We start from the raw sequence: 15,999 nt of genomic DNA on the forward strand, positions 1-15,999 counted from the left end.
TGACGGTGGGGGACTAAATGAGAAGATATATAGGAGAAATAGGACTTATTATTACCGCAATCATTTGGGGTAGTGGATTTGTTGCGAGTGCTGTTGCGTTGGATCATTATACGCCATATCAAATATTAGCCGGAAGATTTTTAATAGGTGTTATAATTTTAAGCATTGTTTTTTATAAAAGGTTTAATAAGACTACTAGAAGTACGATAATAAAAGGCATGGTTTTAGGAGTTTTCTTGTATTTGGCTTTTGCACTCCAAACTGTAGGACTTCAATATACAACACCTTCCAAAAATGCTTTTTTAACGGCAATTAATGTTGTGATTGTACCTTTCATAGGATTCGTTATTTACAAGAAAAGACTCGATGTATTCGAACTAATCGGAGCAGTGATGGCAGTGACAGGGGTTGCAGTTTTATCACTAAAACTTTCGTCTGAAATTAATCTCGGCGATATGCTCACATTAGCATGTGCTTTTGCCTTTGCGTTTCATATATTTTATACATCAAGATTCGTCCGAACTGAGGATCCTGTATTAATAACGATTATTCAGATGGCAACAGCTGCAATCATCTCGGTCATCGTGGTGTTATTTAAGGGAGAAACTACTTTCACTATGGAATCGGAAGGTTTGTTACCCCTCATTTACTTAGGAGTTTTTTCAACAACACTTGCATTTTTGTTGCAAACCGTTGCCCAGAAGTATATATCCGAAACGAAGGCGGCAATTATTTTATCAACGGAAGCTTTTTGGGGAATGCTTTTTTCAGTACTCATTTTAAGTGAAGTACTGACTGGTAAAATGGCGATTGGTGCAATTTTAATACTCGGTGCAATTATAGTATCCGAGACGAAATTCAGCTTTTTAGGCGGGAAAAAGTTGTATATCGAGAAGAAATGAGTGGATTACCCATTTGACGGTTATAAAGGCACAAAGAGCAGTTGTTCACTTACATGTTGTATTCAATTAATATTCCAGTTAAAAGAGCCTTCATTAAATTGAAATGGCCCTTTTTTTTTCGCTTGAACCTTACGTTACGTCATGCTCTATAGTTAGAAATTGAAAGAAGGTTATTGTGGTGAAAGTAAAAGAAGTGTCGCAGTTAACAGGTGTAACTACTCGTACATTGCATCATTATGATGACATCGGACTGCTGGTGCCAGATCATTTAACAGAGGCCGGGTATCGAATTTATTCCTATGATAATTTGGCGACTTTACAACAAATTCTATTTTTTCGAGAGCTTGAATTTCCATTGGAAAAAATAAAAGTATTACTTACAAGTCCTGCATTTGACCGCCAAGAAGCATTTGAATTGCAGCGCAAAATGCTAATAGAGAAACGAAAACAGCTCGACCGAATGATTGAAACAATTGAGAAGACGATATTAAATGAAAAAGGAGAGATTACCATGACAAATGAAGAGAAATTTGAAGGGTTTGATTTTAGTGAGAATCCATATGAACAAGAAGCAAAAAAACGTTGGGGCGATAAAGCGGTTGAGGAATCGAATAAAAAAGTTTCGCAATTTGGAACAAATGAAGCAGAGGAAATGAACAGAATGTACTTCAACCTGGCAAAACTACGTCATTTGGATCCGACTTCAGAAGAAGCTCAAAAGGGAATTAGTGAATGGTATGATTTTTTAAATAAAATAGGTACCTATTCGTTTGAAGCATTCTCGGGTCTAGGTCAAATATATGTGGATGATGAACGTTTTAAGAAGAACAGAGATGCTTTTGGCGAGGGGCTTTCGGTGTTTTTGAGGGACGCTATGGGAGTCTATAATGGAAAGAAGTTTTGAATTGAAATTAGTTTAAACGCAGTTTCTTCTTAGGCGATAATAGTTACTTTACTTATCCGAAATGTATTGGATTTGTATGAATGGTTTCTTATTTTGGAATTAGATTTGATATGATATAATATTTGCGTCGTACTAAATGTAGTACGTGGATTGAAAATAAGTGCTTTTCAACATTTATAAAATTGGGCCCTTTTACTTTCAAAGTAAAAAGGGCTCGTTTTTTTATATTTCTAAAGCCACGTTGACTATTCTGACAATTCGAGTTAGCATACTCAGTGAGGATATATATATATTTAAAGTACTTAGAAGTAAAGGTTTTTAAGTCTACATTATAAAAGATTAAAAGAGAGATATAAATTATCGGTGTCTTGAACATTTTCTAGAAAATATAAAAATAATAAGATTCATACCACTAGGAAAGCTTTTGTTTAGGCATGTAATTTATTGAATGCTTTGATTTCGTAAATTATAGTCACTTTGAAAAGGAGACCTGTCATGATTGCTCATATGAGAAAATCGGACTTTGGCATTCAAACTGTCCAAAGTCATCTATTGTCAGTTTCAGCCCTTGCGAAAGAGTACGGGAAAAAAACGGGGTTTTCAGCGATGGCTGAACTATCTGGTTTTTTACATGATATGGGTAAAAACACCAAAGCATTTAGTACTTATATTGAAGATGCGGTAAAAGAAACAGGGGAACCGTTGGAGAGAATCGATCATTCTACCGCTGGTGCAAAATATTTATATGAAACATATTATGTAGATGTACCAAAAACTGAATCTGATAAAGTTTCTAACATTGTCGTTGAAGTGGTTGGAATGGTTATTTTATCCCATCACTCCGGTTTACAAAACTTTATACAGCCTGATGGAAGTCGGTCCGACTTTTTCAGAAGAGTGTGTAGGGAAGATCTTCCTTACTATGAGGAAGTACAAAAAAAGTTTCTGAGTATATCAGGTAATAAAGAGAAAGTTGGGAGTCTTTATTATGCTTCGTTAGGGGAAATGGAAATTTTTTTCTCACTCTTACAGCAACTTTTGCAGAAGTACCCAAATACTAAAGGTAAAACAAAAAACTCTCCCTATATTTATTTAAGCTTAGTGATGAAGTATATTTTTAGCTGTCTAATTGATGCAGATCGAACGGACTCTCGTCGATTTGATGAGAGGGATACATCTATTATGCATCAATCAAACCAAGACTTTTTCAAAGATAGCTATAATCATTTGATAAATCAATTGGAAAAATGGGCAACCGGTACAGATGCATCAAAGCCAATTAATAAATTACGTTCCGAAATGTCGGAGCAGTGTGATAAATTAGCGGAGGAACCCTCGTCTATTTTTCAACTATCGATTCCAACTGGCGGAGGAAAAACCTTGGCAAGTTTGCGATATGCACTAAAGCATGCCCAACTGGAAAGTAAAAACCAAATCATTTATGTCGTTCCGTATACTACGATAATAGAGCAAAATGCAGATGCTGTTCGGGAAATCATTAAAAACAAAGAAAAAGTAATGGAGCACCATTCGAATGTGATTGATGACGTGACTAGTGATGGTGAACCTGACGCTTATAGACAAGCTGCACAAAAGAAATTACAGCTTGCTAGAGATAACTGGGATCATCCAATTATTTTTACGACGATGGTTCAGTTTTTAGATACGTTTTATGGGAAGGGTACCCGTAAGGCACGGAGACTACATAACCTTACAAATTCTGTTGTAATTTTTGATGAGGTGCAGTCAGTTCCGGTTAAGCATATTCCTTTATTCAATAGTGCAGTAAACTTCTTACATCATTTTGGGAAAAGCAGTATTATTCTATGTACAGCAACACAACCAACACTCACAAAAACAGCATATCCATTACTAATGTCTAAAGATGCAGAAATGGTTAGAAACCTACCAGACGTTGTTAAAGCATTCGAACGCGTTTCTATCGAAAACAAAGTAGAGAACGAAGGATGGTCAGCAGAAAAGATTGGTAGTTTTGCAGTAGATGTATTGAAGGAAAATAAATCCTTACTTATTATTTTAAATACGAAAAAAGCAGTTCTGAACGTGTATCAGCAGTTAACAAAGAAAACAGATTGTACTGTTTACCATTTAAGTACATCGATGTGTCCACAACACCGTAAAGACATTTTAGCTAATATAAAGAAGCAACTTAAACATGCTAATAAAAAGGTGATTTGCATCAGTACTCAATTAATTGAGGCAGGCGTGGATATTAGTTTTGAATGTGTCATTCGATCACTTGCTGGTCTGGATTCTATAGCACAGGCGGCTGGTAGGTGTAATCGAAACGCCGAAAGAGAAAAAGGGATTGTTTATATTATTCGCACAAAGGATGAAGTGCTATCAAAGTTACCAGAAATTGCACTGGGTCAAGAAGTGACTGAAGAAGATGTTCTAAGTCGAAGTGAGCTGGCAAATGATTTGCTAAGTCCGGTGGCAATCCAAACCTATTTCGATTTTTATTTAAACAAAGCTAGCCGAGAGATTAAGATGACAAATTCCAAACTTAACGTGGAACTTATTGAATTATTGGATCGTTGTCCGAAATATATTGCCGCAATACCAAATGATGATCCCAAAACATTGATGAGTTCTATGTACAAGACACTAGAGTCCCATTTCGAAGTAATTGAGGCGCCAACAACGGCGATACTAGTTCCATACGGTGAAGGAAAAGAATTGATTAATAATCTAAATGAAGATATTCAAGATTATACTAAGCTCAACGAATATTTGAAGAAAGCACAACAATATAGTGTAAATGTATATCGTCATACGTTGCAAGACTTAGCATCGAAAGGGTTAATTACATCGCTTTTTAATGATTCTATATATGCTTTAAAGGATGGAGGATATCATGAGGAGTATGGTTTGGAAGTAGAAGGAGAAGGAAAGTTAAGTCATTCCATTTTTTAAAGGAGGTGAGATATTATGAGAAATCAAATTGAGTTTATTGTTCACGCTAAATATGGTCTTTTTACAGATCCAATTACTAAAATTGGTGGTGAGAAGTTCACATATCAGATCCCGACCTACCAAGCATTAAAAGGTATTGTGGAATCGGTGTATTGGAAGCCTACGATAATTTGGTATATCGATGAGGTTCGAGTAATGAATCCAATACAAACAGAGGTGAAGGGACTGCGCCCAACAAAGTACCAAAACTCTTCAAATGAATTGGCATATTACACTTATTTAAGAAATCCGGCATATCAGGTACGTGCTCATTTCGAGTTCAATGAACATCGTGAAGATCTTGCTTATGATCGAGACGAACATAAACACCATAATATTGCGAAGCGTTCAGTAAGTCGAGGTGGACGTCGTGATATTTTTCTTGGTAGTCGAGAATGCCAAGGATATGTTGAGGCTTGTGAGTTTAATAGTGGGAAAGGCTTTTATGACGATTATGGAGAAATTGGTTTTGGGCCAATGTTTCACGGTTTTAATTATCCAGATGAAACGGGTATAAATGAATTGGAAGCAAGGATTTGGATACCTGTAATGAAAAACGGAATTATTATGTTCGATCATCCTGAAGAGTGTACGCTAGTTCGTCCAATTAAGGAGAAGGAAGCCAAGATGTTCGTTGTGGGCGAGAATTTTAAATCTGTAGAAGAGGAGTATACTGAAACATTTCCGGAAGAGGTGAAAAAATGAGCTGGATGAAACGCTTGTATGATGTTTATGAAAATAATAGTGACAAAGTCGGTGACTTTAATAAGCGTGGAGAGGGACAACCCTTTACTTTATTACCTGTATCTCATGTCACGCAAAGTGCCCAAATTGAAATTAAATTAGACCTTGATGGTAACTTTTTCAAAGCGATAGTAATTCCAAAAGACAAAGCACGAACGATTTTACCAGCCACATTGGATTCTGCCAACCGTGCTGGTTCCAAAGTAGCCGCCTATTTCTTACACGACAAAGTATTTTATGTTGCCGGAGATTATTTGAAATATGGTGGAGCAGAGAAACGGGCTGGCAACTATTCACAGTATATTAATCAAATGAAGGAGTGGGCAAAGAGCGAGTTTACTCATCGCAAAGTAGAACTTATATATAACTACGTAAAGAAAGGCACAGTAATTGAGGATCTAATTTCGGCGAAGATATTATTTGAGGATGAAAATGGAAAACTCGTTGAAAAATGGACAAGGCAAGATGACGAAAAATATGGAATTGAAAAACCCGAGATTTATAAAGTTGTTACTGGAGATAGCAGTGAGGCAACTGTTCGTTTTACCATTTTAAGCGAAACACCAGAAGATCCAGTCGTGTGGGAAGATAAAGAGTTATTTGGAAAATACCAACAATACCTTGCCAATAAAATGGATAAGGTAGTGGAAGTTGGGCTTTGCTATGTAACTGGACAAATAATGCCTTTAACCGATCGTCACGGTTCGCGTCTAAGAAATGCGGGTGATATGTCTAAGCTAATCTCTTCGAATGATAAACAGGGATTTACATATCGTGGCCGCTTTGACAATCCGAATCAAGCAGTGCAAATTGGTTATGATGTCTCCCAAAAAGCACATAATGCAATGCGTTGGCTCATTCAGCGTCAGGGTTATCGTTCAGATACGCGAAACTTTATTACGTTTGGTGTAGAAAGTCTAATAGATATTCAACCATTTGATGGGACCCTAGGTATGTTGGATCATCCACTGGCATCAATTTTTGAAACAGAAACAATAGTAACAGAAAAAGATAATACAAGTCTTGTAATTGCAGAACAAGTACAGCAAGCCTTTCAGGGGAAAAAACACACCTTTAGACTTGGTGGTATTAAAAGTATTGTTGTGATGGCTGTAGATGCTGCGACAACTGGAAGATTAGCGATTGTTTATTACCAAGAGTTGGAAAGTAACCTGTTTTTAGATCGATTAGCTCATTGGCATGGTACATGTAAATGGTATCAAAGTTATTATGATGTTGCTAATAAGAAGATGGTGGGTTATATTGGGACGCCTTCGACCTATCAAATTGTTGAAGCGGTTTATGGAGAACGGACAGATGATAAAATAAAGAAGGAACTCTATACTCGTTTACTTCCTTGTATCGTTGATTATGCAATGATACCGAAAGATATTGTATTGACAATTTTCAACCGAATAAAAAATCCAATGAGCTTTAAAAATGATTTGTCAAGTCCAACAGGAGAATGGCAGCGAACACTGGGCATTGCTTGTGCAATTATCAGAAAGCACTATGAAAAGGAGGAAATCAACATGGCATTAGATCTTGAAAATAAGTCTCGAGATTATCTGTTTGGTCGGCTACTTGGAGTTGCGGAAGTACTAGAGCGAAATGAATTAAATCGTCGTGGGGAAAAACGTGCTACAAATGCAATGCGTTATTTTAATGCCTTTTCACAACGTCCCGCCCGAACTTGGATGACAATACGCAGACAACTTCATCCTTACCAGGTGCGTCAGGGAGAAAAGATTTGGTTTCAAAATAAACTAATTCGTGAAATTGAAGCAGATATCCAAGTGGAAGATATGAATAATGATGCCCTTGGTCCGATGTTTTTACTTGGATATAGTAGCCAAGTAAAGGAATTGTACACAAAAACAGAACTTAAAAAGGAGAATGAAAATGCCGATAATTAAAAATAAAATTGACTTTGCTGTCATATTTACAGTTGATAAAGCGAATCCAAATGGTGACCCATTGAACGGTAACCGTCCACGGCAAGATTATGATGGGCATGGTGAAGTGTCTGACGTTGCAATCAAGCGAAAGATTCGGAACCGCTTACAAGACGAGGGGGAATCAATCTTGGTGCAATCAGATGAGCGTAGAAATGATGAGTATCGTAGTATCTTTGCCCGAGTAGAGGGGAATGAAGATGTTGCTCCTTATTTTGCAAAGAAAAATAAGGAGGCAAATAAAGAAGATTTAGTTGAAACCTTAGCTAGTAAAGCGTGGTACGACGTTCGAGCATTTGGACAAGTATTTGCCTTTAAAGGTAGTGATGTTTCAGTAGGTGTCCGTGGGCCTGTTTCTATTCATACAGCAACTAGTATTTCGCCAGTTGAGGTTACGAGTATGCAGATTACTAAAAGTGTAAACTCTACCACGAATGAAAAAGATCCGAGTAAAAAAACATCGGATACAATGGGGATGAAGCATCGTGTTGATTTTGGCGTATATGTCTTTTGCGGAAGTATCAACACACAATTAGCAGAAAGAACTGGCTTTTCTGAAGAGGATGCAGAAAAGTTGAAACAGGCACTTATTACCCTGTTTGCAAATGACACTTCATCAGCAAGACCAGATGGTAGTATGGAGATAAATAAAGTCTTTTGGTGGGTGCATAATTCGAAGTTGGGCCAATACTCATCAGCTAAGGTACATCGTTCAGTAAAAATAGACTTGAATGATTCCAATGAACTTCCGAAATCGATAGAAGATTATACAATTTCAATAGAAAGTCTTGAAGGTTTATCCGTGAAAGAATATGACGGGCTATGACGCTTCAGATTATCTATTGTTATCAGGCATCCAACATTTTCAATTCTGTGAAAGGCAGTGGGCACTAATTCACATTGAACAAGAATGGGCGGAAAATGTTTTAACAATAGAAGGAAGTCATTTGCATGAAAAGGCAGATGACCCTTTTATTAGAGAAAAACGAAATGATGTCCTATACGTACGGGGGTTGCCAGTCCATTCTTCAAAGTTAGGTCTGACTGGTATTTGTGATGTTGTCGAATTTCACCGTAATGTAAATGGTGTTTCCTTACAAAATGAAACAGGTACTTATTTGCCAATTCCTATTGAATATAAAAGAGGGAAACCCAAAAAAGACCAATCAGATATTTTTCAGCTTGTTACACAAGCCGTGTGTTTAGAAGAAATGTTGTTTTGTCCGGTTCCAGAGGGTTATCTTTATTATCATGAAATTCGTCGCCGAGTAAAAGTAGAGATTACAGAAGAGCTGAAAAACCGAGTAAGATTAATAGCGGAACGTATGCATGAATATTATAGAAGAAGACATACGCCTCGTGTGAAAACAGGAAAACATTGTAACAATTGTTCGCTACGTCATATTTGCTTACCAGAATTGTTGACGAAAGAATCTGTTGCAAGTTATATGCAGAGGATGTTGGCGGAATGAGGAAACTGTTAACTACATTATACGTTACTATACCAGACGTTTATCTCGCATTAAAGGGTGAAAATGTCTCTATCATTAAAGATGAAAAATCGATTGGTCGGGTACCATTGCATAACTTAGAAGGCATTTGCACGTTTGGGCGTCAAGGGGCTAGTCCGGCTTTGATGGCTGCTTGTATAGAACGAGATATTGCAATCACATTTTTAACTACTAACGGTCGCTTCCGTGCAAGAGTAATTGGGCCATCGAATGGAAATGTCGTATTACGAAAAACCCAATATAGAATTTCTGATGATGAGAAAAAAAGTGCCGAAATTGCACGACATTTTCTGGTTGGAAAGCTTTACAATTCGAAATGGACTTTAGAAAGAATGACACGAGATCATGCATTACGAATAGATGTTGAAAAATTTAAAAATGTATCTAAACATCTAACAGTATCGATGAAGCAGTTAATGACTATTAACGATCTAGAAGTGTTAAGAGGAGTAGAAGGGAATGCTGCAAGTACCTACTTTTCTCTGATGGATGATATGATTTTACAACAAAAAGAAGACTTCTTCTTTAAAGGAAGAAATCGAAGGCCACCCCTAGATAATGTCAATGCATTGTTATCTCTAGTTTATACTTTACTAGCTTCTGATGTAGGTGCAGCATTAGAAACTGTTGGTTTGGATGCCTATGTCGGTTTTTTACACCGAGATCGTCCTGGACGAATGTCATTAGCTCTAGATATGATGGAAGAACTGAGAAGTGTTTGTGGAGATCGATTTGTTTTGTCACTAATTAATAAAAAACAAGTACAAGCCTCTGACTTTCTGAAAAAGGAGAGTGGAGCAGTGCTCATGACTGACGAGGCACGGAAGAAGATATTCAAACTTTGGCACGATAGAAAAGACGAACAAATTACACATCCATTTTTAAAGGAGAAAATATCTTGGGGGCTTGTTCCACATGCCCAGGCCCTGTTATTGGCTCGTTTTATTAGAGGAGATTTGGATGCATATCCACCATTCCTATGGAAGTAGGTGATTTACAATTTTGGTTTTAATAACGTATGACGTCAGTACGATATCAGTTGGGGGTAAAAGAAGATTAAGAAGAGTGGCAAAAAAGTGTGAGGATTTTGGAGTACGTGTTCAAAATTCAGTCTTTGAATGTATTGTTGATTCAACTCAATTGAAAATATTAGAAATTGAATTAGAAAAAATAATTAATCCGGCTGTGGATAGTTTGAGGTTTTATAAACTAGGGAAAAATTATAAAAACAAGATAAAGCATGTAGGTGCAAAAGAAAGTTTAAACGTAGAAGGACCGTTAATCTTCTAGTGCGAGTCTGAAGTACACATGAAAAGACTGGCAGATTCGCACCAAAAATAGCTGAGTAATCACCAGTAGTTTGTTAATAATGGTATTTTAAGTATGTGTTTAAGTGTGAAATGATCTGAATTCACAATAAATCCAATGAAACTTAGTTATTTCATTACTTTTTCGCAGTCGCACTCTATATGAGTGCGTGGATTGAAATCTATCTCCAAGAACATAATTAACATCTATCCCCGTCGCACTCTATATGAGTGCGTGGATTGAAATTACTTCCGTATCATATTGCGACTGCTTTTTGGCGTCGCACTCTATATGAGTGCGTGGATTGAAATAGCAATAATGATGTCACGATTAAATATCGTTTCAGTCGCACTCTATATGAGTGCGTGGATTGAAATCAATCTGATGGTAAAGCTACGCGCCTTTTTACGTGTCGCACTCTATATGAGTGCGTGGATTGAAATCGAGTTCAAGCTGAATGTCGTGTGGCGCACCGTGTCGCACTCTATATGAGTGCGTGGATTGAAATACCACGTATAATATCGCTTCGTAAAGACGCAGAAGTCGCACTCTATATGAGTGCGTGGATTGAAATTCAATACCAGCGTCCACATAACTGTTTTGTGCAGCGTCGCACTCTATATGAGTGCGTGGATTGAAATTGCAACAACCTTTTCAAGATTCTCAGCTGAGTATGTCGCACTCTATATGAGTGCGTGGATTGAAATAGAAAGCTATCAAAGCCATCGTCCTCTTTAGGCGGGTCGCACTCTATATGAGTGCGTGGATTGAAATCACTTGTCATACGGAATCCTATCTTCCATTGTTCGTCGCACTCTATATGAGTGCGTGGATTGAAATTCTGTTATAGAAGGAGGTTTTAATATGGCTACTGGTCGCACTCTATATGAGTGCGTGGATTGAAATTGTAATTCACCAGGCGTACCATAACGATTAGCACGTCGCACTCTATATGAGTGCGTGGATTGAAATACTACCCTTTGCATCCTTCTTTAATGCCGTCAAGGTCGCACTCTATATGAGTGCGTGGATTGAAATCGCCTTTAACCACAGGTACGCCCGCAACCTTCGCGTCGCACTCTATATGAGTGCGTGGATTGAAATCTAGCAGGGAGACCAAAATCTCTTATCCATCTTCTGTCGCACTCTATATGAGTGCGTGGATTGAAATCGCCTGTGTAACGTATGTATTAATTGATTTAGAGTCGCACTCTATATGAGTGCGTGGATTGAAATCGTAGCAAACGGAGTCGATATGGCACTCGGAAAGGTCGCACTCTATATGAGTGCGTGGATTGAAATCTTACGAGCAATCGCAACTGCCGTTTTCTTAAATGTCGCACTCTATATGAGTGCGTGGATTGAAATCTCGGCACCCGCGATAATATCAGCGTGCATATCGGTCGCACTCTATATGAGTGCGTGGATTGAAATCTTGTCATGTACGCTATCTCGTTGAGTGCTGTCGCGTCGCACTCTATATGAGTGCGTGGATTGAAATAACTCAACACTTTCCCTGTCGTAACTAACACGAGGTCGCACTCTATATGAGTGCGTGGATTGAAATAATCCTGTGTATTGCAAAGGCAACAAATCTTGTGTCGCACTCTATATGAGTGCGTGGATTGAAATTGTTCCCGTGTTTGCATCAGTCGGATTTGATGTGGTCGCACTCTATATGAGTGCGTGGATTGAAATCATTTTCCCAACTTTCAACCCCGCGTCTTTTGCCGTCGCACTCTATATGAGTGCGTGGATTGAAATTTCAACCATCTCCACAGCGTTCTACCGGAAACGACGTCGCACTCTATATGAGTGCGTGGATTGAAATGTCTTAAAGCGCCGACAAGAGGATTGTTTTCAGGGTCGCACTCTATATGAGTGCGTGGATTGAAATGCAGTTTTGTCCTCCTGTGTGGTAGTCATTACTTCGTCGCACTCTATATGAGTGCGTGGATTGAAATAAGTCCAGCATCAGAAACAAGATTTAGATTTGAGGTCGCACTCTATATGAGTGCGTGGATTGAAATTAAATAGCGTACAATCTTGTATTTAGTCATTAGATGTCGCACTCTATATGAGTGCGTGGATTGAAATACGTTAGCAAGTCGACCGTCCGGTGTGTACCAAGGTCGCACTCTATATGAGTGCGTGGATTAAAATTCCGGACTGTAGGCTCTCGCAAGTCGTTCGATTTGTCGCACTCTATATGAGTGCGTGGATTGAAATATCGTAATGTTTGGTTAGGACTTGCCTCGATTGCGTCGCACTCTTCATAAGTGCGTGGATTGAAATCAGATTTGTGCTTAATTCTTTTTCAGATAAGTTCGGTCGCATTCTCTGTGAGTCCTTGGTGTAGGTCTGTACAAATTTTGAAGATATCTAAAATATATCAGCAGCAATTCGGAAAATATGAGATAATGAATAAAATGAATCAACCTTGAATTTACTCTCGATAAATAAACAACTGTCTGTGCGTGGAGAACAATACCGTCCTCTAGGCATTTTTTAATTATTATAAAAAATAACTTTTGGAATTGAAACTAATGGCTATTATAAAACGTATAATACAGTATAGAGAAAAACTACGACTGAAGTCTTAGTGAAATACCACCTCTCGTCGGTTATGAAAAGAACTTGACTAGTCCATAATTGGAATGGGGACTCCAAGAGGGGGCACTGTCTCCCGACGAACGGGAAAGCAGGGGGAAGCGCCATGGGAAAAACGATTTATATTGTATTAACGGATACTGGAACCGTTTTGTCCAAAATGATCGGCATGTATACTCGGAAAGATTTTAATCATGCATCGATTGCTTTCGATGAGCAGTTAACTGAAGTGTACAGTTTCGGCCGAAAATATCAAAGCAACCCTTTCATAGCAGGATTTGTTAAAGAGAATGTTGCGGAAGGTATATTTCGAGAAGCTAGTTGTGCGGTTTTCAGTTGGAAAGTATCTGAAAGAGAATTTGAACGTATTCGATTTAAAATTCGTCACATTGAACAAAATAAAGAACAGTATCGATTCAACTTCATAGGATTATTTGGTGTTGCTGTAAATAAGGGGATTGATCGTGAGCGTGCTTATTTCTGTTCACAATTCGTTGCCACAGTTCTAAATGAAAGTGATTTACCGATGTTTTCCGTATCACCAAGTTTAGTTCAACCGCATCATTTTTCGAAAATTAAATGCTTTAACCATGTTTATGAAGGAAATTTACATTCGTATTTAGATATGGCAAGGGGTCGTGAAGAACGACGCACTGCGCATATGAGTGCTTGGAAAAGTCTTGTGTTTCGAATACTGGCATAATCTGTCCGATATAAACGGAAATGAACAGTATTCGAACATAGAAAACAGTTTTTAATAACAGCCCTTTTTGGCGACCTTCTATGTCCAGGTCGCTTTTTTGTTTTCGCTATTGTGGAGAAAACGTGCGATAATGGAGAAAACGATGGAATGGATGACAATATGACAAAAACAATTGATTTACAAGTAAATGCAAGAAATATTGCAGATTTTAAAAAAGGCTATCCTTTAATTTTGAAAGACGCCATTATTAATTCTGATGTACTGACAACTGAAGGGACTATTGTTCGCTTACTGGATAAAAACAGACAGTTCGTCGCAAAAGGGTATTACGGCATTCAAAATAAAGGAATTGGTTGGGTACTTACAAGAAGAGAAGAGGTCGAAATTGATTTTGACTTTTTCGAGTCAAGAATTGCAGCAGCATTCGAGCGTCGTGAAGAACTGTTTGAAAACCCCAATACAACTGCTTTCCGTGTATTTAACGGAGAAGGCGACGGTATTGGTGGACTAACTATTGATTATTACGATGGTTTCTTTTTAGTGAGCTGGTACAGCGAAGGTATTTATTCAATGAAACACCATGTATACAGTGTGTTTGATAAAATTATCGAGTATGAAGGAATTTACGAGAAATTGCGATTCGATACGAAGGGTCAATATATTGAACAAGATGACTTTGTAAAAGGTGAGCAAGGTGATTTCCCTATTATTGTTAGAGAAAACGGTATGAAATTTGCAGTTAATTTAAATGACGGAGCTATGACTGGAATCTTTTTAGATCAAAGGGATATGCGGAAAGTCGTTCGTGATAATTACTCTGAAGGTAAGAATGTGTTAAATACATTCTCTTATACTGGAGCATTTTCTGTAGCTGCAATGCTCGGCGGTGCAAAGAAGACGACAAGCGTTGATCTTGCCCAACGAAGCCTTGCGAAAACAATTGAGCAATTTAGTGTGAATGGTATCGATTATGAGCAACAAGATATTAAAGTCATGGATGTTTTCGACTATTTCCGTTACGCAAAACGTCATGAGTTGAAATTTGATCTTGTTATTTTAGATCCACCAAGCTTTGCGCGTTCGAAGAAATATACGTTTAGTTCAGCGAAGGATTATCCTGCACTTTTGATGGATGCAATTGCAATTACTGAGAAAAACGGCGTAATTGTAGCTTCGACGAATAATGCGAGTTTTGGAATGAAGAAGTTTAAGACATTTATAGAAGAGGCATTTAATGAAGCCGGCTCTAGATATAAAATACTTGAGGAATCTACATTGCCAAGAGATTTCCGTACAAACCGCGATTATCCTGAATTCAACTATTTAAAAGTTGTTGTGATTCGGAAAACAAAATAAGTAACAACATAAAAAGCCATTGTCATTTTTATTGACGATGGCTTTTTCTGATGGATTTGGGAAATGATGGAAAGTCCGGCTTATACAATGACCATGCCCTACTTGGATAACTCAAGTAGGGCATTTTTTTGATTATAAATCATTAAGTTCTGCATTTAACTTATCGGCTTCTCTTTTGAAATGCAGATAAAATGAAGTCCATATAATTAAATAAACGATAATGAATAGAGCCAAGTTCAGTAAAGCGCTAATTATTGTGAACGGAATCCATTCTATTACAAATGCCAAAACAAAATAAAGAAGCACGCTTGTAGCGAAATGAAGGACGGTCTGCTGTTGTAAATTCATATTCTTATTCTCGAAATATAACGGTGATACAGTGAAAAACCAACCGCAAAAGACCGCTCCAAGTGAGTTCTTTACGAAAAGGTTTGAGTTTAAGCTTTCCATTTTTTCTAAGTATATAATTGCAAACATGGCGACAAGTGCAAGAAATGCCCCGAAGAAAATGCCGAGTATGCTTCTAATTAAAAACGTTTTCATCCATTTTTCCTCCTGTTCATTTTTAATGCGTCTTTAATGGAATTCACGTATGTTCTTGATACATACTCTTTTGTGCCTGATTTAAAATAGACACAAAGAGTGCCATTAAACGACGCTTCGAAACGACTTAATTCATGTAAGTTCGCTATAACCGATTTCGAAAGTCGAATAAATTTATTTGAAGGGAGCAGAGCCTCAAGTTCATATAGCTTTTCTTTCAGTTTATAAGATCCATTTAAGGTTACCGCCTTGACGCTATCTTCTTCTGTGTGGAAATAATGAATGTCGTCAGGTTTTAAAATGTGTTGCATTTCTCCATCTCTTCCAATGAGAAAATCTGTTTCTTGCCCCTTTAAAAAATCAAGGATTTCCTGTATGGAATTGTCCATCTCTTTGCATTGAATAATCACTTTTGTTTCTTCAAAATCACTATCAATCGTTAAGGAAACTTTCAATTTTAGACACTCCTCTCGATATAATTGTAGTC

General features: G+C 37.6%; 13 protein-coding genes and 1 CRISPR repeat array. Of the genes, 11 read left to right on the forward strand and 2 right to left on the reverse strand.

Going from position 1 to position 15,999, the window contains the following annotated elements; translation table 11 throughout:
* Nucleotides 1-17: 17 nt before the first annotated feature.
* From ACFSFY_RS17350 to ACFSFY_RS17400, 11 genes are all read left to right on the forward strand, one after another.
* The gene (locus tag ACFSFY_RS17350; protein ID WP_381540302.1) at nt 18-902 is read left to right on the forward strand and encodes a DMT family transporter; all 885 of its coding nucleotides are present in this window, start codon (nt 18-20) and stop codon (nt 900-902) included.
* A gap of 172 nt (nt 903-1,074) precedes the next feature.
* Nucleotides 1,075-1,806, forward strand: coding sequence for a MerR family transcriptional regulator (locus ACFSFY_RS17355; protein WP_381540400.1), 732 nt, complete (start codon nt 1,075-1,077; stop codon nt 1,804-1,806).
* A gap of 495 nt (nt 1,807-2,301) precedes the next feature.
* Nucleotides 2,302-4,743, forward strand: coding sequence for a CRISPR-associated helicase Cas3' (cas3, locus tag ACFSFY_RS17360; protein ID WP_381540304.1), 2,442 nt, complete (start codon nt 2,302-2,304; stop codon nt 4,741-4,743).
* Between the two features lie 15 nt (nt 4,744-4,758).
* The gene (gene cas5c / locus ACFSFY_RS17365) at nt 4,759-5,487 is read left to right on the forward strand and encodes a type I-C CRISPR-associated protein Cas5c (protein WP_381540307.1); all 729 of its coding nucleotides are present in this window, start codon (nt 4,759-4,761) and stop codon (nt 5,485-5,487) included.
* Nucleotides 5,484-7,442: a type I-C CRISPR-associated protein Cas8c/Csd1 gene (gene cas8c / locus ACFSFY_RS17370; RefSeq protein WP_381540309.1), complete on the forward strand. Its 1,959-nt coding sequence runs from the start codon at nt 5,484-5,486 to the stop codon at nt 7,440-7,442. Before cas5c ends, cas8c begins: the two co-directional genes overlap by 4 nt.
* Nucleotides 7,429-8,307, forward strand: a complete 879-nt coding sequence (gene cas7c, locus ACFSFY_RS17375) for a type I-C CRISPR-associated protein Cas7/Csd2 (protein WP_381540312.1) — start codon at nt 7,429-7,431, stop codon at nt 8,305-8,307. The genes cas8c and cas7c overlap by 14 nt, the downstream gene beginning before the upstream one ends.
* Complete coding sequence (gene cas4 / locus ACFSFY_RS17380; protein WP_381540315.1) at nt 8,294-8,953, forward strand: CRISPR-associated protein Cas4; 660 nt, start codon at nt 8,294-8,296, stop codon at nt 8,951-8,953. Before cas7c ends, cas4 begins: the two co-directional genes overlap by 14 nt.
* Nucleotides 8,950-9,981, forward strand: a complete 1,032-nt coding sequence (gene cas1c / locus ACFSFY_RS17385; protein WP_381540317.1) for a type I-C CRISPR-associated endonuclease Cas1c — start codon at nt 8,950-8,952, stop codon at nt 9,979-9,981. Before cas4 ends, cas1c begins: the two co-directional genes overlap by 4 nt.
* Nucleotides 9,982-9,991: 10 nt before the next feature.
* Nucleotides 9,992-10,282, forward strand: a complete 291-nt coding sequence (cas2, locus tag ACFSFY_RS17390; RefSeq protein WP_381540403.1) for a CRISPR-associated endonuclease Cas2 — start codon at nt 9,992-9,994, stop codon at nt 10,280-10,282.
* A gap of 167 nt (nt 10,283-10,449) precedes the next feature.
* Nucleotides 10,450-12,595: direct repeats of the CRISPR family, unit length 32 nt; unit sequence GTCGCACTCTATATGAGTGCGTGGATTGAAAT.
* A 421-nt stretch (nt 12,596-13,016) separates the two neighbouring features.
* Nucleotides 13,017-13,613 (forward strand): hypothetical protein, encoded by a 597-nt coding sequence (locus tag ACFSFY_RS17395; protein ID WP_381540320.1) that lies wholly within the window; start codon nt 13,017-13,019, stop codon nt 13,611-13,613.
* A 159-nt stretch (nt 13,614-13,772) separates the two neighbouring features.
* On the forward strand, nt 13,773-14,969 hold the full coding sequence (locus ACFSFY_RS17400; RefSeq protein WP_381540406.1) for a class I SAM-dependent rRNA methyltransferase: 1,197 nt from the start codon (nt 13,773-13,775) through the stop codon (nt 14,967-14,969).
* Between the two features lie 132 nt (nt 14,970-15,101).
* Here the strand turns inward: ACFSFY_RS17400 and ACFSFY_RS17405 are convergent, their stop codons facing one another.
* Nucleotides 15,102-15,512, reverse strand: a complete 411-nt coding sequence (locus ACFSFY_RS17405; RefSeq protein ID WP_381540322.1) for a DUF3021 domain-containing protein — start codon at nt 15,510-15,512, stop codon at nt 15,102-15,104.
* The gene (locus tag ACFSFY_RS17410; protein ID WP_381540324.1) at nt 15,509-15,967 is read right to left on the reverse strand and encodes a LytTR family DNA-binding domain-containing protein; all 459 of its coding nucleotides are present in this window, start codon (nt 15,965-15,967) and stop codon (nt 15,509-15,511) included. Before ACFSFY_RS17410 ends, ACFSFY_RS17405 begins: the two co-directional genes overlap by 4 nt.
* Between the last annotated feature and the right edge of the window lie 32 nt (nt 15,968-15,999).

This window comes from Sporosarcina siberiensis, from assembly GCF_042681925.1.
Lineage (GTDB): Bacteria > Bacillota > Bacilli > Bacillales_A > Planococcaceae > Sporosarcina > Sporosarcina siberiensis.